This window comes from Marinobacter sp. es.048 (genome assembly GCF_900188435.1).
Lineage (GTDB): Bacteria > Pseudomonadota > Gammaproteobacteria > Pseudomonadales > Oleiphilaceae > Marinobacter.
In genome coordinates this window covers 786,919-810,304 of record NZ_FYFA01000001.1, presented here as the reverse complement: position 1 = coordinate 810,304, position 23,386 = coordinate 786,919, and the positions used below count along the sequence as shown (strand labels likewise).

Annotated in this window: 24 protein-coding genes; 9 read left to right on the top strand and 15 right to left on the bottom strand. The window is 51.8% G+C overall.

The annotated features are described in order from the left end of the window. Positions 1-3: 3 nt before the first annotated feature. The 4 genes from CFT65_RS18990 to CFT65_RS03695 all read right to left on the bottom strand — a co-directional run bounded on the left by CFT65_RS18990 (position 4) and on the right by CFT65_RS03695 (position 2,740). Positions 4-147 (bottom strand): hypothetical protein, encoded by a 144-nt coding sequence (locus tag CFT65_RS18990; protein WP_172408418.1) that lies wholly within the window; start codon positions 145-147, stop codon positions 4-6. Positions 148-507: 360 nt separating this feature from the next. Continuing rightward, positions 508-1,818 (bottom strand): glycerophosphodiester phosphodiesterase family protein, encoded by a 1,311-nt coding sequence (locus tag CFT65_RS03705; protein ID WP_088826672.1) that lies wholly within the window; start codon positions 1,816-1,818, stop codon positions 508-510. A 93-nt stretch (positions 1,819-1,911) separates the two neighbouring features. Beyond that, positions 1,912-2,169, bottom strand: a complete 258-nt coding sequence (locus tag CFT65_RS03700; protein WP_088826671.1) for a YdcH family protein — start codon at positions 2,167-2,169, stop codon at positions 1,912-1,914. 121 nt (positions 2,170-2,290) lie between these two features. Then, positions 2,291-2,740: a DUF4124 domain-containing protein gene (locus tag CFT65_RS03695; protein ID WP_088826670.1), complete on the bottom strand. Its 450-nt coding sequence runs from the start codon at positions 2,738-2,740 to the stop codon at positions 2,291-2,293. Between the two features lie 464 nt (positions 2,741-3,204). On the opposite strand from CFT65_RS03695, the gene CFT65_RS03690 reads away from it, so the two are divergent. The 4 genes from CFT65_RS03690 (at position 3,205) to CFT65_RS03675 (ending at position 5,426) form a co-directional block, all read left to right on the top strand. Further along, on the top strand, positions 3,205-3,765 hold the full coding sequence (locus CFT65_RS03690) for a hypothetical protein (protein ID WP_088826669.1): 561 nt from the start codon (positions 3,205-3,207) through the stop codon (positions 3,763-3,765). Positions 3,766-3,858: 93 nt separating this feature from the next. Further along, positions 3,859-4,497, top strand: coding sequence for a DUF4145 domain-containing protein (locus CFT65_RS03685; protein ID WP_088826668.1), 639 nt, complete (start codon positions 3,859-3,861; stop codon positions 4,495-4,497). 217 nt (positions 4,498-4,714) lie between these two features. Beyond that, complete coding sequence (locus CFT65_RS03680; RefSeq protein WP_088826667.1) at positions 4,715-4,975, top strand: acyl-CoA-binding protein; 261 nt, start codon at positions 4,715-4,717, stop codon at positions 4,973-4,975. A 133-nt stretch (positions 4,976-5,108) separates the two neighbouring features. Then, positions 5,109-5,426 (top strand): site-specific integrase, encoded by a 318-nt coding sequence (locus tag CFT65_RS03675; protein WP_088826666.1) that lies wholly within the window; start codon positions 5,109-5,111, stop codon positions 5,424-5,426. Between the two features lie 9 nt (positions 5,427-5,435). Here CFT65_RS03675 and CFT65_RS03670 read toward each other — a convergent pair whose 3' ends face one another. The 5 genes from CFT65_RS03670 to CFT65_RS03650 form a co-directional block, all read right to left on the bottom strand. Further along, entirely contained in the window at positions 5,436-5,897 is a 462-nt protein-coding gene (locus tag CFT65_RS03670; protein ID WP_088826665.1) for a hypothetical protein, read from the bottom strand. A gap of 110 nt (positions 5,898-6,007) precedes the next feature. Further along, complete coding sequence (gene greB / locus CFT65_RS03665; protein ID WP_088828144.1) at positions 6,008-6,523, bottom strand: transcription elongation factor GreB; 516 nt, start codon at positions 6,521-6,523, stop codon at positions 6,008-6,010. Positions 6,524-6,682: 159 nt separating this feature from the next. Next, positions 6,683-8,269 (bottom strand): hypothetical protein, encoded by a 1,587-nt coding sequence (locus CFT65_RS03660; RefSeq protein WP_088826664.1) that lies wholly within the window; start codon positions 8,267-8,269, stop codon positions 6,683-6,685. A 999-nt stretch (positions 8,270-9,268) separates the two neighbouring features. Further along, positions 9,269-9,481, bottom strand: a complete 213-nt coding sequence (locus CFT65_RS03655; protein ID WP_088826663.1) for an antitoxin Xre/MbcA/ParS toxin-binding domain-containing protein — start codon at positions 9,479-9,481, stop codon at positions 9,269-9,271. A gap of 60 nt (positions 9,482-9,541) precedes the next feature. After that, positions 9,542-10,270, bottom strand: coding sequence for a DUF6088 family protein (locus tag CFT65_RS03650; RefSeq protein WP_088826662.1), 729 nt, complete (start codon positions 10,268-10,270; stop codon positions 9,542-9,544). Between the two features lie 1,189 nt (positions 10,271-11,459). Here CFT65_RS03650 and CFT65_RS03645 point away from each other — a divergent pair. The 5 genes from CFT65_RS03645 to CFT65_RS03625 all read left to right on the top strand — a co-directional run bounded on the left by CFT65_RS03645 (position 11,460) and on the right by CFT65_RS03625 (position 16,548). Then, the gene (locus CFT65_RS03645; RefSeq protein ID WP_216360406.1) at positions 11,460-12,749 is read left to right on the top strand and encodes a 3-oxoacyl-[acyl-carrier-protein] synthase III C-terminal domain-containing protein; all 1,290 of its coding nucleotides are present in this window, start codon (positions 11,460-11,462) and stop codon (positions 12,747-12,749) included. Positions 12,750-12,765: 16 nt separating this feature from the next. Further along, positions 12,766-13,962 (top strand): acetyl-CoA acetyltransferase, encoded by a 1,197-nt coding sequence (locus tag CFT65_RS03640; protein WP_088826660.1) that lies wholly within the window; start codon positions 12,766-12,768, stop codon positions 13,960-13,962. A 103-nt stretch (positions 13,963-14,065) separates the two neighbouring features. Beyond that, positions 14,066-14,920 carry a MaoC/PaaZ C-terminal domain-containing protein gene (locus CFT65_RS03635; protein ID WP_088826659.1) on the top strand — a complete coding sequence of 285 codons (855 nt, stop codon included), beginning with the start codon at positions 14,066-14,068 and terminating at the stop codon, positions 14,918-14,920. Positions 14,921-14,949: 29 nt separating this feature from the next. After that, positions 14,950-15,741: an enoyl-CoA hydratase/isomerase family protein gene (locus CFT65_RS03630; RefSeq protein ID WP_088826658.1), complete on the top strand. Its 792-nt coding sequence runs from the start codon at positions 14,950-14,952 to the stop codon at positions 15,739-15,741. A gap of 18 nt (positions 15,742-15,759) precedes the next feature. Then, on the top strand, positions 15,760-16,548 hold the full coding sequence (locus CFT65_RS03625; protein WP_088826657.1) for a tyrosine-protein phosphatase: 789 nt from the start codon (positions 15,760-15,762) through the stop codon (positions 16,546-16,548). 128 nt (positions 16,549-16,676) lie between these two features. Here CFT65_RS03625 and CFT65_RS03620 read toward each other — a convergent pair whose 3' ends face one another. From CFT65_RS03620 to CFT65_RS03595, 6 genes are all read right to left on the bottom strand, one after another. Next, a complete protein-coding gene (locus CFT65_RS03620) occupies positions 16,677-17,432 on the bottom strand; it encodes a 2-oxo acid dehydrogenase subunit E2 (protein ID WP_088826656.1) in 756 nt (251 codons plus the stop codon). 15 nt (positions 17,433-17,447) lie between these two features. Then, positions 17,448-17,678, bottom strand: coding sequence for a biotin/lipoyl-containing protein (locus tag CFT65_RS03615; protein WP_088826655.1), 231 nt, complete (start codon positions 17,676-17,678; stop codon positions 17,448-17,450). Positions 17,679-17,708: 30 nt separating this feature from the next. Further along, positions 17,709-18,710, bottom strand: coding sequence for an alpha-ketoacid dehydrogenase subunit beta (locus tag CFT65_RS03610; protein WP_088826654.1), 1,002 nt, complete (start codon positions 18,708-18,710; stop codon positions 17,709-17,711). Then, complete coding sequence (locus CFT65_RS03605) at positions 18,707-19,693, bottom strand: thiamine pyrophosphate-dependent dehydrogenase E1 component subunit alpha (RefSeq protein ID WP_088826653.1); 987 nt, start codon at positions 19,691-19,693, stop codon at positions 18,707-18,709. The genes CFT65_RS03610 and CFT65_RS03605 overlap by 4 nt, the downstream gene beginning before the upstream one ends. Then, complete coding sequence (locus CFT65_RS03600) at positions 19,690-22,104, bottom strand: efflux RND transporter permease subunit (protein ID WP_088826652.1); 2,415 nt, start codon at positions 22,102-22,104, stop codon at positions 19,690-19,692. Before CFT65_RS03600 ends, CFT65_RS03605 begins: the two co-directional genes overlap by 4 nt. An 86-nt stretch (positions 22,105-22,190) precedes the next feature. After that, on the bottom strand, positions 22,191-23,336 hold the full coding sequence (locus CFT65_RS03595; RefSeq protein ID WP_088826651.1) for a WD40/YVTN/BNR-like repeat-containing protein: 1,146 nt from the start codon (positions 23,334-23,336) through the stop codon (positions 22,191-22,193). Positions 23,337-23,386 lie beyond the last annotated feature (50 nt).

The following is a 23,386-nucleotide window of genomic DNA, read 5'->3' as shown; positions in this document are numbered from 1 at the left end:
ATGTCACGTGATGATGCGTTTAAACGCCCGAATGCCACTTGGTGCTGGCAGATTCAGGCCTACGTCGATAGCGAGTACCTCTCGATTAAAATCACCCACCCCATTGATATTGCGGAACCGGCGGCCAAAGAACAAGCTGTCGCTCATGAAATCCAAGGATCGACATCCATTGAGTGTAGCTGGCACGCACAATGGCTCTGGGGTTCTCGCTGGGCGTCATTTCTTAACCCGTCATCCTCCCGTTACAAGGGCCGAGGATATCGTCGAAGAGGTCAATAGTGAGGTGCCAAGGAGCGGATCAAAATCGATAGAAAAATGAGGCGCGAATGTCCGCTTTTGTTTAAAACCGAGAGCCTAAACGGAGGTGGGCCAATATATGATGAAAATTCCCGGCCACAACTGGTGACCTATGCCACCATAACGTGGCTGAAGCGGCCTAAATATGCTGGCAAGGCCTGCTAATCCAAAAAATAGAAAGGCGCAGTTTGGCGCTGCGCCTTTTTTACCTCAATGCTTCGCCATTCCCATGCAATTGGCATAGAAAGTAGTTGTCGCCGGCCAGTCCGAGAAGATTCCGATAACACCCACCTCACGGGCCAGCACATCGATCACGGTAAACACATCGCCATCGTTGTTAATGGCATCGGTCACGCTTTGGTAATACCAGCCACCGCCATTCTGCAATGGGCCGCTGCGTTCAACCGTCCAGGCAATAAGGTCCAGACCGGCGGTGCGGGCATTCTCGGCGTACTCCGACGGAACAATCTCACTGTAGCTGTCCAGCGTCAGCATTTTCCAGAGCGCTGGAGCCAGAATATTCACACCCTGCGCCTTGAGGCTCTCCATATAAGCCAGCGACGTGTTTTCCGGTGTGGACGCTGACTGATCCAGAAAAACCGCCTGCCTGCCAAACCGGGGCGTCTCGTTCACCCAGAACAGCACATCCTCCAGATTGAACGACTGGGGCCATACGTCCTTCGGCTTAACTCCAGCTTCAATGTAATCCTGGATCATCTGGCGGGCATAATCCTGCTGGCTGTAGTCACTCTCAAACGGCATATCCACCACCGGCGACTTCAGCTCTGGCGTGAACTTGACACCCAGTGCCTTGAACAGCTCGATGCTTTCTTTGTGAGTCATCAGCGTACCCCGGCTGGCATAAAGATCGGTGCGCCAGTCGGCTGTGCCAGCCAGATACTCCTCCGGGGTGGTCGCCATGGGATTGTAAGCATCCATCTTGCCCTGCAAAGACTTGAACTCGGCCAGGGTGATATCACTGGTGCGACACTCGGCCCGGGCCGGTGTACCGGAAGCCGGATCGGCCGGTACAAAAGGCTGGGTGCACTTAGCGTTCAGCTCGGGTACCGCAACGATGTTCGTGGTGGTGTGCAAGTCGTTCTGGGCGTGCCGACACACCAGCTCGCGGTCTTTGGTGAACGCCACGTCGCATTCAACAATGCCCGCGCCCATCTGCGCTGCGGCAACGTAAGACTCCAGGGTGTGCTCGGGAAACTGCAGAGGGGCGCCACGGTGGCCGATGGAGAAATCGGAGCGCTTGAGATGGTGGGCATCGCAGGACTGCAGGCGCTCCTTCAGCGGGCCTTCGTCCATATTCTCAACCAGCCAGAATGGCCGTGGGCCCAGATGTATGGGCTGCTTACCGCCAGCACGCTTGTGCCAGGACTGGACAGGCACATCTTGCCAGTCAGCCAGACTCGGCGGCACCCAGGACTCATGATGGGACTTATCCGGTGCGGCCTGCGCCACAGACAGGGCGGCTGTGCAGAGTGACAGGCCCAGGATCGTGCGTAACTTCATAACCAGCTCCTTGTGAAATGAATGATACTGCATCACCAGTGTTCACAAGGAGGGTTACGATCGAACGACGTTTCCGTGAAGGCTGAGTGATACTCAGCTTGCTGTTGATGCCTCGTATTCACGAATCATCGAGAACAACTGGTCTTTCAGATTCAGTCGTTTCTTCTTGAGGTTTTCCAGGTATTCGTCAGAGGTGTTTTCAGCGCCGGTCTCAACGCGATGAACGGCGTGGTCCACCTCATGATACTCATCAAACAGCTTGGCGAAGTGTGTGCTGTTGGTCTTCAGCAGGTGAATGGCTTCTTTGGATTCCGGCAGTTCGTGAATCAGATCGTGTTTTTCCAGGGACATTCGCGCAGTCTCCATGACTGTGGGGGATGAGAGGTATTTGACTCATTCCAGTGTATGGCTAGCTGCGCTTGCCAGTCTTGACCCCCGTCAAGCCAACGCCCTGATCGGCAACCAAAGCGCCCTAATGGTTGCCACAGGTTTTGCGCACCTTCGCCCGGAAGTCCTCCCGAATCTGGGTGTTCTCGGCCTCATTCACATAGACCCGCTCGCCCTGATCGTTGATGTTGTAAAAAGTCGAAACGCTGGCAAGAAACTTGAGACGCGCCCGCAGCTTTCTGCACAGCTCGGCTTGCTTCTCCGCTTTCTCCTCAGCCTTGGCATTGGCTGCCTGACGTGCCTCACGCTCTTCCTGCTGCTGTTCCAGAAACTCGGTCATCTTCTGATGCCGCTCCCGGGCACCCGCATCCACGCTGGCCGGGGCGGACTTCACTTTCACTTCACTTGATGCCCCCTGAGCCGGTGGACGATCCCCGAAATGGGTCTGGCCGTTGGCGTCGACCCATTTATAGACGCCGGCGTTTGCCGAAATGGGGATAAGGCAGAGCGAGACCAAAAACAGAAATACTTTCATGGGGACTTCCTTTTCAACCGATTGCTTCCATGGTGCCTTTACGCGCGAAAGGCTCCTGATTCAAACCAAATCTTTATCACCGAGACCCCCGAAAACACCACGAACTGTTCAACAGAAGCACCACTTGTGTGCGGGATTCAGGCGTTTGGACTACCCTGCCGATATGGGTAACCACGGAGTTATACGAATTCGTTCGCAAAACTCCTAAATAAGACCGGGGAATTTTCGATAACCCTTTGATATAGCCTGGAAACCCCTTGGGAGCTCTAGAAGTTATACGCTCCCACCGAACCTGTCGGAGGAGCACCTGGGCCTATTCCTCTGGCAGCAAACGCTGAAAACAGGTAGCTAAGCACCTAAGTCTATTGAACAAATTTTTTCAAGAGAGCCGACGGTGTGATTCTCTCAGAATGCGTGATAGGCGAACGCGTTCGTATAATTAGCTGTTATGCCTACGAGGTGTTATGGGTTTCTTAGATTTCACAGCAGCAACGATCAAAGCCCTAGCATGGCCCATAGCAGTGGTCGTCATAGTGATTCTCTTGCGTGCGGAAGTAGCCAACCTTTTGGCCAGAATCACAAAAATTAAACATAAAAACTCTGAAATTGATCTTGCCCGAGAGGTAGAGGCGGCAGCAATCAGCGCGGACAAAGCTTTGGGTGCTGTTACGGATGCTGACTCAGATTCGGAGCGAGCAAGAATCAATAGACTCGCCGAGGACAGCCCGAGAGGAGCTATCTTGGACGCTTGGCTATCGGTTGAGGAGGCAATGACCGACTATGAAAAAAGGCACGGTATTGAGTATGCCAATTCACACACGCCGCCTCACCATAGAATTCAAAGCATACAATGGAACAACTTAGACACTCCAGCCTTGGGACAAGGCGTATTGCAAATGCTAGATAAGCTTCGGCGGATCAGAAATGATGCAGTGCATGGTACCGACTCTGATGTCACACCTGAAACAGCTCGAAACTACGCCGATCTGGCAGCAAGGGTCAAAGCCAAGTTAGAAGAGGCATAACCAGTCGCTGTTGCAGGCCAATTCTTCTACCGCTGCGCGGTTCCACAATTGCCGCAAAGCTTGGCGTTATGCATACAAATTAGGAGCACAGAAATGGGCACAATCATAAGAAACTGCCCTCACTGCCATGCGGCAAACGTGAGCTTCGCTTCTTTTGCAGATTTTCTTAAACCAAGTGATCAATCTCAGAAAGTATTTCTAACGGCTTTCAGTTGCGGAAATTGTCACAGTGGGTACTTTGCCGAGTTTTACTTCACTGCAGGGAAACCACTGCATGGTACCGCAGGCAACCTTGAGAAGGTAACCGGTCTGGATATGATAGATGAATACCCAAAGCCTCAGTCTATTGAGGCTCCTCAATACCTCCCAGAAAACATTCAAGCATTTTTCGTTCAGGCCGCGCATACATTGAATTCTGGAAACCTAGATGCATCTGCGATGATGTCTAGAAAAACACTTGAGGTTGCTGTCAAAAAACTTCATCCAGAGGGCACAGGCAACCTCTTCAAACGTATAGAGAAGCTTTACGATCTGGGCATTATCACTAATGAGTTAAAAAACTGGGCGCACGTGATCAGGGATGACGGTAACGAAGCCGCGCATGAGGAGCTGCCGGTTACACCTGAATTCGCGGATGAGCTTCTCTCATTCTCAGAGCTTTTCCTGATGTACACATTCACCATGCCTGGGATGGTTGAGGCCAAAAAAGGCAAAAGTAGTGAAAATGCATAACAAGCCGCATCAGTACGCGGCCAATGGCCGCCGGACGCCACTGTCGTGGCGCCGCTGTGCTCAGCGTTATCGTCCAACATATACCATCACTGCATGATGGCATGCCTATTCGCTTTTTTTAGAACCCCTTAGCCAAAATCAGCCAATGACGCTCGAACAGCGGCTAGCTATACTCGCCAAACAATCAGGAACAAAGCCTAACCATAAGGAGATCAACATGAGTGACTTGAAAACCCGCTTCGACGAAGCCGTCAACTACATCCAGACCGCCGAGGGCGACTTCAAGCCCTCCAACGAGATGAAACTGGAATTCTATGCCCTCTACAAGCAGGCCACCGAGGGAGATGTGTCCGGCAAGCGCCCGGGCATGATGGATTTTGTCGGCCGTGCCAAGTTTGATGCCTGGGAAAAGGTGAAAGGCATGTCCAGCGATGAGGCCATGCAGAAGTACATCGACAAGCTTGAAGCCCTGAAATAACTGGTATTCCAGCCCAGACTCTGGTCGAAAAATGACCAGAGTCAATCTTCCTGAATTATGCTTTGCGCTCGTAAATCGCCTGTCATAAGATGCGCCCAAAATAACAATACCAATTCATCAGGAAGAGTTATTTATGGACATCACAGAAGCACTGGAACAGTCACAGCCAGGCTTGGTGGCACGGGTCAAGGACGCCATTCACAAGCACAAGCTCAATCAACGCGCAGAGCAAACCTACCTTCACTGGATCACCCGATTCGTGCTGTTTAGCGATCTGAAGGATCCGGATGCGCTGGCCAATGAAGATCGCCAACTGTTCCTGGAGTACCTGAACGATCGCATGCGGGTGTCCCGGGCGCGGTTCAATCAGGCCAGCCAGGCCCTGGCATTTTTCTATGAAGATGTACTGGGTAAGACGCCCGCCGGAGATAGTGGCTGCGCCGCAGCCTGATAGCCTTTCTCAACGCTCATTCATGTTGATGTTAAGCGCGTCGTAGGTGCGGTTCTCGGATGGACGGATCACGTAGTTGTTACTGTGGGTCTGCCCGGGAATGGACTTGGGATTGCTGAACCGAAACTCCACCGGAATCTGGGAGCGGCTAAGGTCGGTGCGGCTGTCACCAGGGCGCAGGCCAAGCGGATCGAGGTAAAAGTCGTCTTCAACCCGGGGCTTGAGCGGTACACCCGCAGCCGGGGCAGCCAGACCACCCTCGATGACCGTGTTGGCCAGGGTCTCCTCCTCCATGGAATTAAGCTGGATGGTATCGATGGTCGAGCGCTCCTCGTACTGGAACGCACTGTCCTGCTTGTCGCTCTGCGCAAACGCCCCGCCCGTAAAAACCGGAACCGCGAGCAAACCCGCCAACACCAGCGGTGTGCTCACCCTGCTCTGAACGTTCCTGGCTGCTCCACGCATACCCATGGCATTTCCCCGGCAGACGATCCTGTCTGCGACCAGTTGTGACAACTTTTGATCAGTCTATCGCCAAATCACACAACCTGCCGGGGCACTCGCCAATTTTGTGACATCATTCACTTGTCGTCGGATGGCGCCTCGTAACGAATTCCTACTACAAAAACCGACTTCCAACCTTCCGGGGTGCGAACGCTCACTTCGTCGTCCAGGCGTTTGCCGATAAGGGCCCGGGCGAGCGGAGAGTTGATGCTGAGATAGCCTTTGTTCAAATCAAACTCGTCCGCACCGACGAGCCGATAGGTCTGTTCATCACCGTCCTCATCTTCCACCGTCACCCAGGCGCCAAAGAACACCTTGTCACGGTCATCCGGTAGGCGATCAACCACGGTGAGCTCATCGAGGCGTTTGCTGAGGAAACGAACCCGACGGTCGATTTCCCGTAACTGCTTCTTGCCGTAGATGTACTCGGCATTCTCGGACCGATCACCAAGGGCGGCGGCTTCGCGCACGGCCTGGGTGACCTCGGGGCGCTTTAGCTTCCACAGATACTGCAATTCATCACGCAAGGCCCGTTCACCTTCCGGCGTGATGTATTTCGGGCGGGGGCCGCCATTACCGGGAACCTGGGTCATTGGTCTCGCAACGTCCTCTGCCAGTTGGAAATCAGAAATCGGAAGGGCATAAAAAACCCCGTAAAAACGGGGTAAGGCTAGCGCTGTGCTGGAGGGAGAAGCAAGCAACAAATGGCGGCCCATCAGGGCCGCCATTTGTTGTTGAGCTAACCAAAGCGATTAATTGGTCCCTTGCGTGCCGTCGTCACGAGCATTGAACTCGTCAAGCACTGACCGAATTAATGCTTCGGACTGGGAGCGCAGCAGCAAGAATTCAAAATCGTTGCTGTCGGGTTTCCAATCCCAGATCAACTGCAAATCGCCTGCAGTGCGGTACGGAGCATAAACATGCAGATCGCTCTCATCGTTTGGAGCCGGATCGTCCACCAACGTAATCACTTCATCATCGGTGCAGATGTAACCGGTGAGGTTACACAGCTCGTAGTTGCCCCAAGTGGTGGATACATTCAATGTCGGATCGTTTATGTCTTCAAGCACAACGGTCCCCGAAAACAGCTCGCCATAGACATCACTTACTACGGAATCAGTTACCGTGTAGTCGCTGCTGTAAACCAAAGGCTCTATAACACCTTGAGCGGTATCGTCGTCCGAAAAGGTATAAACCACATCACTTGGCCCGCCACGGTAATCGCCGGCGTCCTTGATGAATGGATTATTGTCCACCCATAGAAGCTCCCCATTAGACTTGATCATGAGGAACATTTTATAAGTGAATGAACCACCCTCAGGCGTCGAACGCTCTTCGGAAAAACGGTACAGCATTTCAAAAGTGTCCGCTTCGGAGAACGTCAGTTCGAGTTGGCCGTTTTCACTTACAGAAAACGTTGAATCCTGAACGCAGGCTTCGGTCGGCGGCTGAATAGTCGCCTCGTTGAGGAAACTCATTACCTCGGACTCAAGGCAGAATGCATTCGCATCATTCGCGTTACCGAAGCGGAAGTAAAACTGTTCGTTGTCGCCAGCATCATCGAAGCGATAAGCAGTCCAACTTTCCTCGGTGCGGAGGAACTCTTCAGTAAATGCCAGTGCAGTTGAAGGGGCTTCCACGACAGCACCTGAACCGCTGTCATCCAACTCGACTTCCACCAGATCCGGATCTTCCCCAGAGGTAATAGCGCTTTCAATCGCTGTTTTGGCGTCGCCCAGCGAGGACTCAATAGCCGACTCCTCAACATTGTCCTGTTTCAGTTCAGTAACAACGAATCGCGCCAATGCATGAATGACCTCAGCGGCCTCCTTTGATTGGGCATCATTCTTGAGGGCAATGTAGTCACCGGAAACTACAGACTCATCCACACCCAAAGCCGCTGCCAAATCTGCCAGCGACGTGCCGCTCTTTTTAGCGAGATGAGTAAAGGGAGTGATAACAGCGGAGCCTGCATCGGCACCCATAACATAGGTCGTGTCGACAATACCGCTGTCCAGGTCCCGTGTCTGACCAGCCACAGCTCGGACCAACAGATCGCTATCGACATATTGATTGTCAACATTGATCTTGCCTTGCGCGTCCGTATTGCCGATCGCTCCAGCGGTCAGCTCTGCATTATCGAGGACTGCATTGGAATTGGCATCAATATAGATCTCTGCGTTGGCCAGGTAACCATCGATCGCGGTAACCGAAAAGGATTCAGTGCCTCCTCCGCCAGCAGCGGCATCAGTAGATGAGCCACCGCCACCACAGCCGGCAAGCGTTACTACAGCAGCCGATGCAATCGCAACGGACAGTTTACGCTTTGAATAAAACATGCTTACTCCTTAGCAATTATGATTAAAAAGCAACCAACCTCCTAATAAGGGTGCTAATTGCTCGGAGCAAGAGTAGTTGATCCCCTATCCCATCGACACTAGCTGTTTGAATATATGACATTTTTTTATATTTGGAAGGGCATAAAATTAGTTCTATAGTTACATGTAACAACCTTGTAAGTTACTGAAAAGATTAAAAAGAGTCGAAGTTACACTTTTTGCGGTTTTCACTCTGATAATGTGACAATATTATGGCTGGCTCTGGCCATAGATTAACAGCAAAATTCGGCCGTTAAGGTAGCAACACCAAACTCATACTGTAGCTGGAGGTTGCCACAATAAATCGGCGGCCCTTAGCTCCGGTCACGGAGCGGACATTCCGATTGGACAATCAACCGCCGAGGTAACGGGCCGCTTTGGAGCAAAGCCGAAGGTGGCGCGCAAAACCGGTCCCGTTGACAGGAGTTCTCGAGGTTTCATCTGAGCCCCACACCGTCTGGGAGTATTCTGCTGCTCGACCATGGCGAAATGTCTCAGACCAAAAGAGGTGGCAGGTACACGTGTAATAACTCTGCAATTAACTGTATTTACTAAGGTTTTTCAGATAAACACAGGTAGCCGGAACCAACCCCCAACGATCTCTTTCCATTCCAAAGGTGGTAGGTACACGTGTTAGATCTCGTCCCGCCGTGCCTCTGAGAGCACGCTGCGGCTCGCCAATGGCGGGATATCTCAAGCCAAATGCGGTGGAAGGTACACATGTGAAAAATCAACAAAGCATTGTTTTAAATAAGATTTCCTCAAAGTACACAGGTTCCTGACGCAAATCTCTTACGGTCTGCTACGGCCGTGCTAGCGATGGTATGTCCACGTGGGCTATTCCTGAGCTTTGTCGAACACTGGAGATTCAGGTATCACCAATTAGCTGCCAAATACTTAGTTGCTCTGTAAGGCAAATAAGGAACTTCCGCTCCTGACAATCTATATTACAAAAGTGAGCTAGGTAGGTATTCCATGCTGAAGCCTACCTATCAAAGCTCTCAGCCTCGAAATGCCCTCCTCACTCTGCAAGGCTTCTTTCGGGGTCATGTAGTTCAGGCCACGCACCCTTTCTAAAAGCCACCTATCGACTTCGCTAACATCATGAGAGAAGAGCTCCAGGACCTCCGCATATGCTTGCGTCTGAAGCTTTTCAAGTTCCTCTGTGTTCATTTCCACTCCTCATAGGGCACCGACCCTAAGGGGGATTTTGAGCTGTAAAATACAAGGCACCTACGACTCTCCGATTTTATCCTCAGATCCCCTCAATACTGCGTGAGCCCAGCGCAATCTTCGTGAAAAACAAGCCAGAAGATGTTCTTGCCCGCATAACGACAAGGTATCAAATGCTCCTCTAAAAGCGGTAGCCTGGACCGTGGCGTGCTTTTTACCGGCGTAAACAAGCGCGCCCCATAAACTGGCAACCATACGCTGTTCTGCCCTTGGTAAGCTTTTCAGATTACTGCATGCAGACGCAAAAGCTGAGCTGTATTCGAACTCAATGCTTTTTCTTCCAAACTTAATAGGCTGGATAGGTTTCGTCGATAGAAACCGATACTTCATCGGCAATTGCGTTGATGCCCCGATTGCATTCAAGACTCTCGCCCCACAAGGAACAATGAAAACATCTCGGTTCCTCTCTAATGCGGCGACGACGTTCTCCGCTGAGGCCGAAACAGGACCAAATCTAGTAAACTTTGGCCGTTGCCATAAACCATGACTGATGTACTGAACCTCACCTTTTTTCGCCAGACGCTGAAGAGCCTGAGACACTCGATTCTCGTCCACCTTAAGTTGATGGGCCACATCCTTTCGTGTAAACACGCTGGCACCGGGCATAGCGTGTAGGTGGTTCTCAATGGAGTTAGAAATAGTCATACCTTGCAGGCCAGCAAATCGTCGAGTCTTGTGGTATTGGAGTATGGCATTTCTCAAGCGGCTGAACTCATCCAAATTCGACATATATAGCCCCGCATTTCAGGTGAGATCAATGGAACTGTTAGGGGCCGGCTGCCGATCGTGTTCACCATCTATCGGGGCTCACCAACGGTCATTTTCGAGGAATCTGAAATTCCACTTTGTGCCCAAACTTTTAGGCATTATCTGGGCTTATTCGTTCAAGACCGCATCTTTTCATTCAAAAAAACTCCCAAGAACGCAGCAAGTTACACCGATTTAGACCGTAGTCTGTTACTTTATGTTACCTACCGGTGGTGTCCTCCGGAGGAAAGTCATAGGTTCGAACCCTATCGGGCGCGCCATTAATTTCACAGACTTGCGTAAAACCGCAGGCCTTTTTTATTTGCCTGCGCCCAAATTGTGTCTACGGTGTGTCCGCTCAAATTGGACAGGGAATTGAGGTGATAGCAATCTGATCTTTGCGCTGAAAGGAACCAAAGCACCGCTAGAAAAGAAGATTCATTGAGGGCGCTTCGGTCGCAAAGCGAACATTCAGATTCAGAGATAACGCCTGAATTCGGCGGCGTTCTAGGCGACGCCTATTTTTACGAAAGCAATTATGGATGGCGGGGCAATCGTCCGCTGCAATGATTTTTTATGTGTCGCTTTGTAGTGGTCAACTAATCCTGGACAGTATTTTTAGGAATTTCCGCAGTAACGAGGTAGAACCCCCGACATGAGAAGCCACCCAGTGATGTACGTCTACTAGCACTGCCAACTGCCACCTTGCGATGTATTGGGTCGACAAGCCAGGGCACTGCAGGCTTGCCTACGCATCCCCCAGCGATAACTCTTTGGTCTGTTTCATTGGCTTTAGGTAGGGAAGGGATAACACACAGGCGCTGGAGACCTGTATCAAGAACACCCTGATGAAACCTGTGACGAAGACGTCGCCGTCTGAGTTACCGATCCGCAGACCTATCCAAAACCTTCCCGAATATTATTTGACAATATAGTATTGTTGCGTACAATTTTTCCCAAGCAAATATTAATAGCCCATGCCAAGGGCTCTTAACGGATGAGTTGATATATGGACAGTTCATACGGAATAACCGGCTACGGAGCTTATGTACCACGCCTGAGAATCCCTCGGGCTTCCATTGCGTCTGCACATAAATGGATGGCTCCTCAGCTACGCGGCCTATCGAAAGGTCAGCGCGCATTTTGTAGCTGGGATGAAGACAGTGTCACTATGGCAGTCGAGGCCGCTCGCGATACGCTTGATCAGCGCGCACGTATCGAATTCACTACTGTTTATTTGGCCTCCACCACTCTTCCCTACGCGGATCTCCAGCACAGCACCATAGTCAGCGCAGCGCTGAACCTGAAGTCCTCTACTCGGACGCTGGACATTGGTCACTCGCAGAGAGCCGGTGTTTCTGGCCTGCTGGCCGCATTGGGGGACACCTCCTCCCCTGCACTATTCATATCCAGCGACAAGCCCAGTGGCAAGCCGGCCAGCGCCCAGGAGATCAGCTACGGCGCCGGTGCGGCAGCCTTCACCTTAGGCAACGATGCAGTAATTGCCGAACTAATCGGCTCCGCTAGCCAATCCGTGACGTTTGTCGATCACTTTCGCAGTGCCAATGCGCAGTACGACTATACATGGGAAGAGCGGTGGGTTCGCGACGAAGGGTATCTGAAGCTCGTACCTTCAACTGTAGAGGAGGCCCTCAAGCAAGCTGACCTTTCCAGCCAAAAAGTCGACCATTTTATCCTCGCTTCTTCCCTGAAGGGAGTCAGCGCTTCAGTTGCTAAGAAGTTAGGCATGAAACCGGATGCGGTAGCTGACCAACTGGATGCTGACGTTGGCTACAGTGGTACTGCGCACCCTTTGCTCATGCTGGCCAATGTGCTTGAAAAAGCCGCACCTGGTGAGACTATCGTTTTGGTCGGTTTCGGTCATGGAAGTGATGTTCTAGTGCTTCGTACTACGGACGCTATACAACATTTCAAACCCCGACGCGGTGTCAATGCCGCCATCGCCGATGGGATTACTCAGGAAGACTATCTGCGCTTTCTCTATTACGGAAACGGCATTGACCTTGAGTGGGGCATGCGAGCCGAAAAGCAAGTCAAGACAGCGCTCACCGAGCAGTATCGCAGCGGCTCAAAGCTTTTGAGTTTCGCTGCAGGGAAGTGTCGAAAGTGCAGCACTGTGCAATTCCCACAACTGCCCTATTGCGTAAACACTGATTGTAAAGCGCCACGCAGTCAGTTCGATGACCTTAATCTGTTTGACGAACCTGCAAAGGTAGCCACCTACACAGCAGACTGGCTCTCCTATCACCCTGCTCCACCTTTATACGTCGGTTTTGCCCAGTTCGATAATGGCGCCCGGCTGTTGATGGAAACGGTGGATGTCGGCCCATCAGGGATTGATGTCGGTACCCCCCTGCGCATGGTATTTCGAATTAAGGATATCGACCAAAACCGCGGCTATTCCCGCTACTTCTGGAAGGCCACGCCGAAATCGGCGTGATTGTGGAGACCTGATCATGGCAAGTGGAATCAAGGACAAAGTAGCAATTATTGGCATGGGCTGCTCTCAGTTTGGTGAGCGATGGGATGTCGGAACACCCGAATTGCTAACAGAAGCTTTCGAAGAAGCTCTGGCTGATGCAAACATTGAACGTGGGCAGATCGAAGCAGCCTGGGCTGGTTCGTGTATGGACGCAGTCAATACCGGCAATTCGGCAATCCCCACCTCTACCGCACTGCGACTAGATGGCATTCCCGTCAGCCGGATGGAGAACATGTGCGCTACCGGCACTGAAGCCCTGCGCGGCGCAGTTTATGCCGTAGCTTCAGGTGCAGTGGATATTGCCCTGGCAATCGGTGCGGAAAAACTCAAAGACACGGGCTATGGAGGCCTGCCTGCGCCATACAAGGGCACTTTCAATGATCTTTGGCTGCCACTCGGGTCCGCACCTGCTGGCTTCGCTCAACTGGCTGCCGGCTACCGTGCCAAGCACAAGATCTCAAAGGAAGAACTTAAACGTGCCATTGCTCACGTGTCCTGGAAAAGCCACCAAAACGGCGTGTATAGCCCGAAGGCCCACTTTCGCAAGGCTATAGACATGGACACCATCCTCAATGCACCCATGATCGCCGATCCACTGGGGCTGTTCGACTGTAGCGGGGTCAGCGACGGTGCGTCGGCCGCGATTGTGACCACCCCGGAAATTGCCCGATCCCTGGGTAAACATGATCTGGTAACAATCAAGGCGATCCAGTTAGCCATTGGCTCTGGCGTAGAGTCCACCACCAGTGGCTGGGATGGATCCCACGTCCGCACGACTCGTCAGGCGGCCAAGCGCGCCTATGAAGAGGCCGGAATCAGCAATCCTCGTAAGGAACTCAGCCTGACCGAAGTACATGATTGCTTCTCAATCACCGAATTGGTCACCATGGAGGATCTGTTCATTTCTCCAGAGGGTCAGGCAGTTAAGGATGTGCTCGACGGCTTCTACGACCGTGACGGCGCCATCCCTTGCCAAATAGATGGGGGGCTGAAGTGCTTTGGCCATCCGATCGCTGCATCAGGTCTGCGGATGGCCTATGAGGTCTACTCGCAACTTCTCGGACGTGCCGGAGAACGCCAGCTGTCTAATCCAAGTGTTGGTCTAACCCACAATCTAGGTGGGGTTCCTTACCTGGGCATTGCGGCGATTTCGATCCTCGGTCTGTATTGATGCAAGTGGCGCTGGCAGCATGAGGCCACAGATTGTGCCCTGCCCGTCTTGCTCTGCCAAAACCACAAGGCTATAAACTCACTCTGAACAGCGAAAGACACCTATGAATCTGGAAAAATTGCTAGCGTGGCCCTTCACTCCTCTTGAGGACACACTCAATGCCCGAGATTGCATGCTTTACGCCCTAGGCATCGGCATCGGTGACAACGCCAGTGATCCGGCGGATCTGCAATTCTGTTATGAAAAAGATCTTAAGGTATTTCCTTCCCAGGTTAATGTCATCGCCCACCCTGGCGCGTGGATTACCGCACCGGAACTGGAAGTCAACTGGGTCAAACTTCTGCATGGGGAGCAGTCTTTTGAGATATTCAAGCCTCTTGAGGCTGGACGCACCTATGTTGGTCATTACCGTGTCCGCGATGTATTGGATAAGGGGGAGGGCAAAGGCTCCCTGGTATTCCTGGAAAAAGAATTACGCGACAAAGAAACCGACGAGCGGGTAAGTCTAGTCACATCGACCTATTTCCTTCGCGGCGATGGCGGCCAGGGCGGAACCATCACCGAAGGGCCGGTACCTCATAGAATTCCCGATCGCCCCGCAGACCAAAGCCTGTCACTGACCACGCTCCCTCAGGCCGCCCTGATATATCGCCTGTCTGGTGACTATAATCCAGTTCATGCTGACCCGCAGCTAGCAGCGAAGGCCGGATTCGAACGGCCGATTCTTCATGGGCTATGTACTCTAGGAGTAGCTACGCGCGCGGTATTACAGCAATATGCGGATAACGACCCCGCACGGCTGAGGTCGCTTCAACTCAGATTCTCCGCTCCGGTGTATCCCGGGGAAACCATCGTCACTGAATTCTGGAGAGAGGGAGACGAAGTCAGCTTTCGTTCTTTGGTTGCTGAACGGGATTTAGTCGTACTAAACAACGGGCGTGCCATCGTTTCCCAATAACCGTAATTGCTTGATAAAGGACTGCCAAAATGCCGGATTTGGTTCTGTATTCTATGTCTGAGCGCGTCGCTACACTCACGCTGAATCGGCCTGAAACCCGTAATGCATTGAGCCCCGAGTTGGTGGAATCGCTGATAGATCAATTTCGCTATGCGGAACGCGATCCCCAAGTAAAGTGCATTGTCATTCGTGGTGCCGGTGAGAATTTAAGCAGCGGAGGCGATGTAAAAGGCTTTAATGAAACCTTGACACTCTCTTCTCAGGAGCGATTCAGCCTTTTCGAAAAAAAGCTGCTAGTTGGTAGCCGTCTACCCAATCTGCTATTAAATTCCCGCAAGCCGGTTATCGTAGAGGCGCGTGGAGCCGTTGCAGGTGCAGGCTTGGCGCTGTGCCTAGCAGCTGATATTACTATTTGCGGCAAGAGCAGCTTTTTCATTGCTGCTCATATTCACGTTGGACTTTCTCTTGATCAAGGGCTTAGCAGCCTGCTTGTAGCCTCTGTCGGTGTGAAAGCTGCCAAACGCCTCGCATTCCTGGGCGAACGAGTTAGCGCAGAGGAAGCGGCCTCATTGGGATTGGTAACTCAGGTCGTACCAGATGAAGAGCTTTCAGACAGTATGCTCAAAACCGCCAGGCGACTTGCTAAAGGCCCTTCAGTCGGCTTGGCTGGCAGCAAGGCATTACTCAACCTCGCCGCTTATCCTAACTTCAACGAGCAATTGGCTGCAGAGGCCAAGCACGTTGCCCACTGCGCCGCCACTGATGATTTTCTCGCTGGCATCCGCGCCACGCTGAATGGAAAGCGAGCAGAATTCGAGTGACAGGACGGATTACGCCCAATGAAATCATTTGCGCCGCCGGCTCCACTACTCACCGGGGCACCCAACTTCCGTGATCTTGGCGGATATACCACTAGCGATGGGCGCCGCGTACGCAAGGGTTTGTTATACCGCTCGGAAGGACTAAGTTCGCTGACTACCGACGACTTATTGATACTTAATCAGTTGGATATCAGTTTGATATGTGATCTTCGAAGTTCACATGAGCGCCACGAACTCCCAACTCGCTGGTGTTCAACGTCTACGGAAACCCTAAATATGGACGTTTCCGTCGACCTTCGCGCCGGCAACAATGATATGCTTCGCTCAATTCGCGAAGACCCATCGGAAAGCGGTGCAAGGGCGGCCATGCTGATGAGTTATCGTCGTTTTCCAACAGTCTTCTCCGAAGCTCTTGCCATCCTATTTGAACGCATTCTGACCGACACCCAAGCTCGACTGCTCTTTCACTGCACTGCTGGAAAGGATCGAACCGGTTTTGTCTCTGCCATGCTCCTCGCAGCGCTAGATGTCGAGATACCAGACATATTCGAAGACTACCTACTTACCAACCACTACTGGACTGGTTCACGTACGGAGGCCCCGATGCATTCAGCATTGGCAGACATCCTAGAAACTCCTGCCTCGCCTGGCGTGCTTCGCGCCCTATCAATTGCCAAAACCGAATACCTTGGAGCGGCTTTCAAATCAATAAACGAAAACTATGGTGATGTTCTTAGCTATCTTGAGGCTATTGCGGGACTCAATGCTCAAACTCGTGAGAAGCTAAAAGCCTATTTGCTCGAATAGGCCTATTTCAGACTGGCCAGAGGTAGGCAATAATGCTGGTAGGTGATCGACAAAACAATCAACGCTAAGAGTGTTAAGGTGGCAGCTCGCGACTAACGCAAGCTGCTTTATAGCTAGCTAGAACAGCTTTATTCAGTCAACAATGCATCAGCATTGGCAAGTTGGCCTGACAGGTGCAAAAGAAAGCGAGCAGCATCTGCACCATTGATAACCCGATGGTCATAGCTCAGATCTAGCGGCAGTACCAAGCGCCAGTCAACGCCATCATCTTCTGCTCGGAAGGGTTTCCAATAGGCGCGTGTTACTCCCAGGATAGCGACTTCCGGTGCATTAATAATAGGCGTAAACGCCGTCCCTCCTATACCTCCGAGGGCGCTGATGGTCATACAGCCTCCTTGCATATCTTTCAGAGGTAACCCCTTGGTACGTGCCCGCTCTGAAAGACTGGCAATGTCCTTGCCTATTTCACTAACAGTTTTTCTGTCGCAGTCACGAACAACACCAACGAGTAACCCCTTATCGGTATCGATTGCAATCCCAATATGGAAGTACTTTTTAAGCACTAAATTTTCACCGGATGCATCAAGGGACGCATTAAACATCGGAAACGCTTTTAATGCGCTGACCAGAGCCTTGACCTGGAACGCTAGCGGGGTGATGCGCGTCCCTTCCCCGGCCATACGCTTTCTTAGCACCTCCAGTTTGGTAATGTCCGCTTCGTCATGATGTGTAACATGCGGAATGGTCACCCAGTTCCGCGACAAAAATGCTGACGTCAACTTTTGAATACGCGGCAACGGAACCTGATCGACTTCACCAAACTCCGAAAAGTCCATATCCGGTAGCGGTGGAAATTCGAAATTAAACGGCTTGGTTTGAGTCATTAACGCCTCCCGGGCTTAAGAGATTTCAGCCAGTAAGTCACCAACTTCATATACCTCTCCAACCTCCGCAATGATCTTGAGCGTACCTGACGCAGGAGCTTCGACCTCCTGAATCGATTTATCACTCTCCATTGAGTAAATCAGGTCTCCTTCCTTGACAGTGGCCCCATCCGCCACAAGCCATTCATTAAGAGTACCTTCGTTCATTGAAAAACCGATTTTGGGCATTAGTACTTTCGTAGTCACCGTAGTCTTCCTGTATCGATGTAATCCAGTTCAGTGCGATTGGGATAAGGTTGAACGAATAGCCTGCTCTATATCTGCGGCCGCGGGCATGAACTCGTCTTCGAGAGGCTTTGAAAAAGGCACAGGACAATGTGCTGATCCAACTCGACCGACAGGTGCCTTGAGTTCACTGAATAGTGCTTCATGAATTCCTGACGAAACCTCCGCGCCCACGCCAAAATTACGAGTGGCCTCATGCAGGACAACCGCCCGACCGGTTTTCTTTACACTCGCCAGTACGGTATCCATATCCAGCGGTGCTATGGTTCTCAGATCGATCACCTCGACGCTGATTCCTTCTTCAGCGAGTTTTTTAGCCACCGCCAGGGCATCGTGAACCTGTCTGCTATAAGTTATGACACTGACATCACTTCCTTCCAGAGCGACCTTAGCTTTGCCAAGGGGAACTTTTACTCCCCTCTGTGGTGCTGGCCCGGGAGTCCAATACAACGGCATACACTCAACGAAAATGCAGGGGTCTTCATCCTCGATGCAAGATAGCATCAGTCCATAGGCATCAGCGGGAGTGGAAGGAATAACAACCTTCATCCCCGCAGTATGGGCGAACCAGGCTTCTAAAAAGTCAGAGTGTTGACCACCGACGCTAAATCCAGCCCCGGTCATCGTCCGGATGGTAATCGGCACATGGGTCTGTCCGCCAGACATAAATCGCAACTTCGCCGCATGGTTAACGATCATGTCCATGGCTACGGTAGTGAAATTCATCAACATGATTTCCGCCACAGGCCGCATGCCGACCAATGATGCACCAATAGCGGAGCCAATAATCGCCTGCTCAGAAATCGGGGTAGAGCGGACACGCATATCACCATATTTGGTCGACAGCCCCTTGGTCACACCAACAATGCCACCTTCTTCTCGGTCCGCTACGTCTTCACCGATCACAATCACTTCCTGATCTGCAGCCATAGCATCATCCAGCGCCATGTTGATCGCCTGCAGCATGTTCAAATCGCCTGAAACATTACTCATGCTGAAATCTCCTCTGCATAAACATCACGGCGAAGCTCGGCCACGTCGGGATAGGGGCTATTCAATGCATACTCGACCGCCTCATCAAGTTCGGTAGTGATGGCTGTTTCAAGACTGGCCAGCTGCTCCTCAGTTGCATGCCCACCCTCTAAAAGCCAGCTGCGGAATTTAGGCAAGGGGTCCCGTTCGATCGCAGCGGCTTTCTCAGCAGAGTCCATGTAAGCATCAGCATCACCAAAGATGTGGCCATGGAAGCGGAAGGTTTTAGCCTCCAGCAAGGTAGGCCCCCCGCCTTCACGAGCACGTGCAATCGCCTCACCAGCACTTTGCCACATGGCCACAGGATCATTGCCATCGACAGTAACCCCTGGCATCGAGTAGCTTGCAGCCCTCTCGGCGACGTTTGCACACGAAGTACCGTTTTCGTATCGGGTGTGTTCCGCGTAACCATTGTTCTGGCAGACAAAAACAACGGGTAGCTTCCATACCGAAGCCAGGTTCAAGGCCTCATGGAATGCGCCGATATTGCTTGCTCCATCGCCGAAGTAGGCAATCGATACGCGATTGTCACCGCGTATTTGAGACGCCAACGCCAAACCGTTTGCGAGCGGCATGCTACTACCAACAATGCCAGTAGTGACCATTACCCCGGTCTCGGGGTGGGTTACGTGCATGGGACCACCCTTTCCTTTGCAGGTTCCGGTAGAACGGCCCGCTAACTCGGCCCACAAAAGCCGTGGTGGTACCCCCTTGGCGAGCATATCGTGGATCCCGCGATAAATAGTGCATATGTAGTCATCGTTGGTGAGATGAACCGATAGAGCTGACGGTATGATCTCCTGCCCTCTGGGTGAGTAATATGGCATTACCAACTTGCCGGATTTGATAATAGATCTGAATCGATTATCGTTCTGTAAAATCTGGTTGGCACGCCTGTAAATCTCTAACAGAGTGCTATTGCCGGGTTGTGCCTGAGAGTTCATAAAGTTTCTCCTTGGATCATCCGAGGATCAGTTGAACGGACTGCCTCTCCTGCAGAGCGGTCTTGCTTTGCATTCTCGGTCTTTGCGGGTTTGCGTAACAAAAAATGAGAGAGGGCTGGTATAAGAATAAGCGCGCCAAGCATGTTAAACAGGAATACGAAGGTCAGAAGCAACCCCATATCCGCCTGGAACTTGATTGGTGACCACACCCAAGTGACCACCCCGGCTGACAACGTCACTCCAACAAGGCCAACCACTTTACCGGTGAACCTGAGTGCAGATCGATATGCATCTCGGAGCGAAACTCCAAGCCTCTGTTGGGTCAGCTGTACGCTCAGTAGGTAAAGCGCGTAGTCGACACCAATACCCACCCCCAGAGCAATGACGGGCAGCGTGGCCACCTTCATGCCAATGCCCAGCATGACCATGAATGCCTCAGTAAGAATCGAAGTCAACATTAGCGGTAGCAATGCAACCACTACCGCCCGCCAGCTACGAAAAACAATCAAACTCAACAGCCCGACGGCTATATAAACGCACAACATCATGATGCGGCTGGACTCTCGCACAATCATGTTAGTGGCGGCTTCAACACCAGCGTTACCGGCCGCCAACAGAAACTGAAGGTCGGGCGTGCTGTGCGCCTCTGCGAATGCAGCTGCCTCGTCGACAACCCGCTCAAGGGTCGCTGCCTTATGGTCGCTCAGGTATGCCACAACCGGCATTACCGAGCAGTCGCGGTTCAGCATTTCCGAGTTCCAGGCAAGGGCAGTACTGATTTGCGGCGAAATTAGCCCAGCATTATCACTTATCGTTAGCCACTTCGGATTGCCCTCAAAGGAACCCATCGTATATAACTTGACCATGTCGGCCAGAGACTGGGTCTGCTGCACACCGGGGACCGAAGACAGCCGCCTGCCCAATCTGTCCATTTCGACCAGGGCCCTGTAACTTCCACACTCCTGAGATGGAGTCTTAACCATAACGGCAAATAAATCGTTGGATACGCCGTAGTGTTCCGAAATGTAAGAACTGTCCTTGTTGTAACGCGAGTCCGCCCGAAGCTCTGGAGCGCCTTGATCCAGGTCTCCGATCTGCAACTTTGAGGCGACAACCAGGCCGCCTGCGGCAAGAACGACAGCGACTGAGAGGGCACGAACTGCCCATTTCCGCTCCGTCAACAGCGCGAGAGACCCAAGCCCGCGATTTTCGCTACGATGATTTATGGCGCGCAGTGATCGATCAGCTGCAGTTTTAGAGACACCGGTATAGGAGAGCAAAACGGGCAAAACAACCAAGTTGGTGAGAATCAACATTCCAAAGCCGATACTGGCGGAAATTGCCAGCTCGCGAATGACTGGAATATCAATAATCATCAAGACCGCAAAGCCCACTGCATCGGATACCAGTGCTGTCACACCCGGGACGAATAGTCGCCGAAACGTGTAGCGAGCAGCGACCATCTTATGGTTGCCCTTCCCAATGTCTTGCAGGATTCCATTCATTTTCTGGGCGCCGTGGGACACGCCAATAGCAAATACCAGGAAAGGGACAAGGACCGTAAACGGGTCAAGCGGCTGCTCAAGATAAGTTACTATGGCCAGCTGCCAAATGATTGCCGCCGTTGAGCAACCAAGCACCAGAGATGTGCTTACGAGGCATCGACTAAAGCTAAAAATGATTACCGCTGCAATCAGGACTGCCGCAAGGAAAAACGACATCACCTTAAACAAGCCGTCAATCAAATCGCCAACAAGCTTGGCAAATCCGACAATATAAATATTTGCATCGTCACCTTGGTACTTTGCGCGCACCTCGTCAAGTGCCTTCGAAACGGCATAGTAATCGGCGTCCGGCAACAGCGGAATAACGATCATGCCTGATCTATAATCGTTCGCAACCAGACTGCCAACGACGTCCGCCCTGGCAATATTCTCTCTCAAATGACGAATCGATTCGGGTGAGCCGTCAAAGTCACCCGGAATCACGGGACCGCCCTCGAACCCTCTCTCTGTCACCCGGACCCATCGTACCACCGGCGTCCAAATCGACTTCATCCAAGCTCTATCAACACCCGGAATAATGAAAATGTCGTCATTAATATTTGCAAAATGCTCTAGAAACTCTGGGTCGAAAATATCACCGTCAGGATTTTCAACGACGACCTGCACCGAATCCCCAAGCCCTCTTAACTCGTCGCGATTTTCGAGATAATTCTCTATATAGGGATGGTCATGAGGCAGCATCTTGTCAAAGCTGGCACCCACACTCAGTTCACGCAATTGCCAGGCGCTTGTCAGGGTTACAAGCAGGAATATCAAAAGCACCCAGGAGCGGTTATTGAAAATCAGCCGCTCCAGGGTATTGCCAGTATGCTGGTTAAATTCAGCGGGGTTAGCGACGATCTTCATCTCGTAATACCCGTTGCGCTATTAGATTTGTTTTGCTTGTGTGCAGTCATACTTACATCCTGCTCTTATAAACGCTTTTTGCAGACCTAAAAAATGGATTCAACCCGCACTCCGCTTTCTCCCACCAGCGTCACCAAGCCTGGTGCCATCCAAGCCACGCCAAAATAGGACATTGGCCGAGAAACTTTCACTTTCGTGAAATCAGCACCACCATCCTGGCTCTGATAGAGCCCGCCACCTTGGTCAACAATAAAAATCTGCCCCTCCGGCGATAAGTCTGCATCGGTTACGCCGCCTGTGAATGGAACGTCGAGGTTTGTCCAGGAACTGCCTTCATCTCGACTGAGATATACGGTTCCGCGCATTCCGTACGCAAGAAGCTGATTTTGACCGAAGGCTAGAAGCCCGAACAGTGTGCCTGTATACGGCGTATCTGCGCTCTCAAAGCGTCCGCTTTGTGGATTTAAACGCCATACCTTGCCAGCCTCTCCCGCAAGGTAAATAGCTTCTCCATTGCCAGCAACAGCGTAAAAATGCCGCTCAGTGGGATTGTCCGTGCGGTGCATTAATGGCTTCCAGGTCTCTCCGCCATCTTCCGTTGCGAAGATACGATTAAAAGTACCGACAACATAACCACGCTGCTCATTCACAAACAGCACATCCATAAATGGCTGGGTTTCGTTTTCAAATACAAAAGAACGCTCTAGAGCAAGCATTTCATCAGCGACATCCTTTTCCAGCCCATCGTCGTTTTCAGTGTAATAATCAATGGCCAACTGCTGGGCTTCCAAACCATCTAGCTGAAGCTCCCAGTTTTTGCCGCCATCTTTGGTATGCAATACGACACCGCCGTGACCAACTACCCAGCCTTTTTTACGATCAACAAAAGAAGCTGCCACCAGATCGGTGCTGACTGGCACCTGAGCCTGGCTCCAGCTCTCCCCCGAATTGCCCGAAACAACTATGCGACCATACAGCCCAACGGCGACGAGATGATTCTCAAAGGCAACTACATCCAGGAAAGGACCATTGATCGCCGAATCACTTTTCTGGGCAGGCGTCTCCAGAGGTGCCTCAAAGGCTTCGGCCTGAGAGACGAATAAAACCAGAAGTAATGCAAAAGCCAAAACCGAGCTCCAAGAGCCAAGCCACAACCAACGTTTATCAGTCGATAACGTCCTCACACCTTCAAACATCGAGGGATAGCCTCCGCTGGAGAGTTGTTTGAACATTTAGCTCCCTGAGCACATTGCAAGCCGAATAATTCAGCTTGCAATGGCAT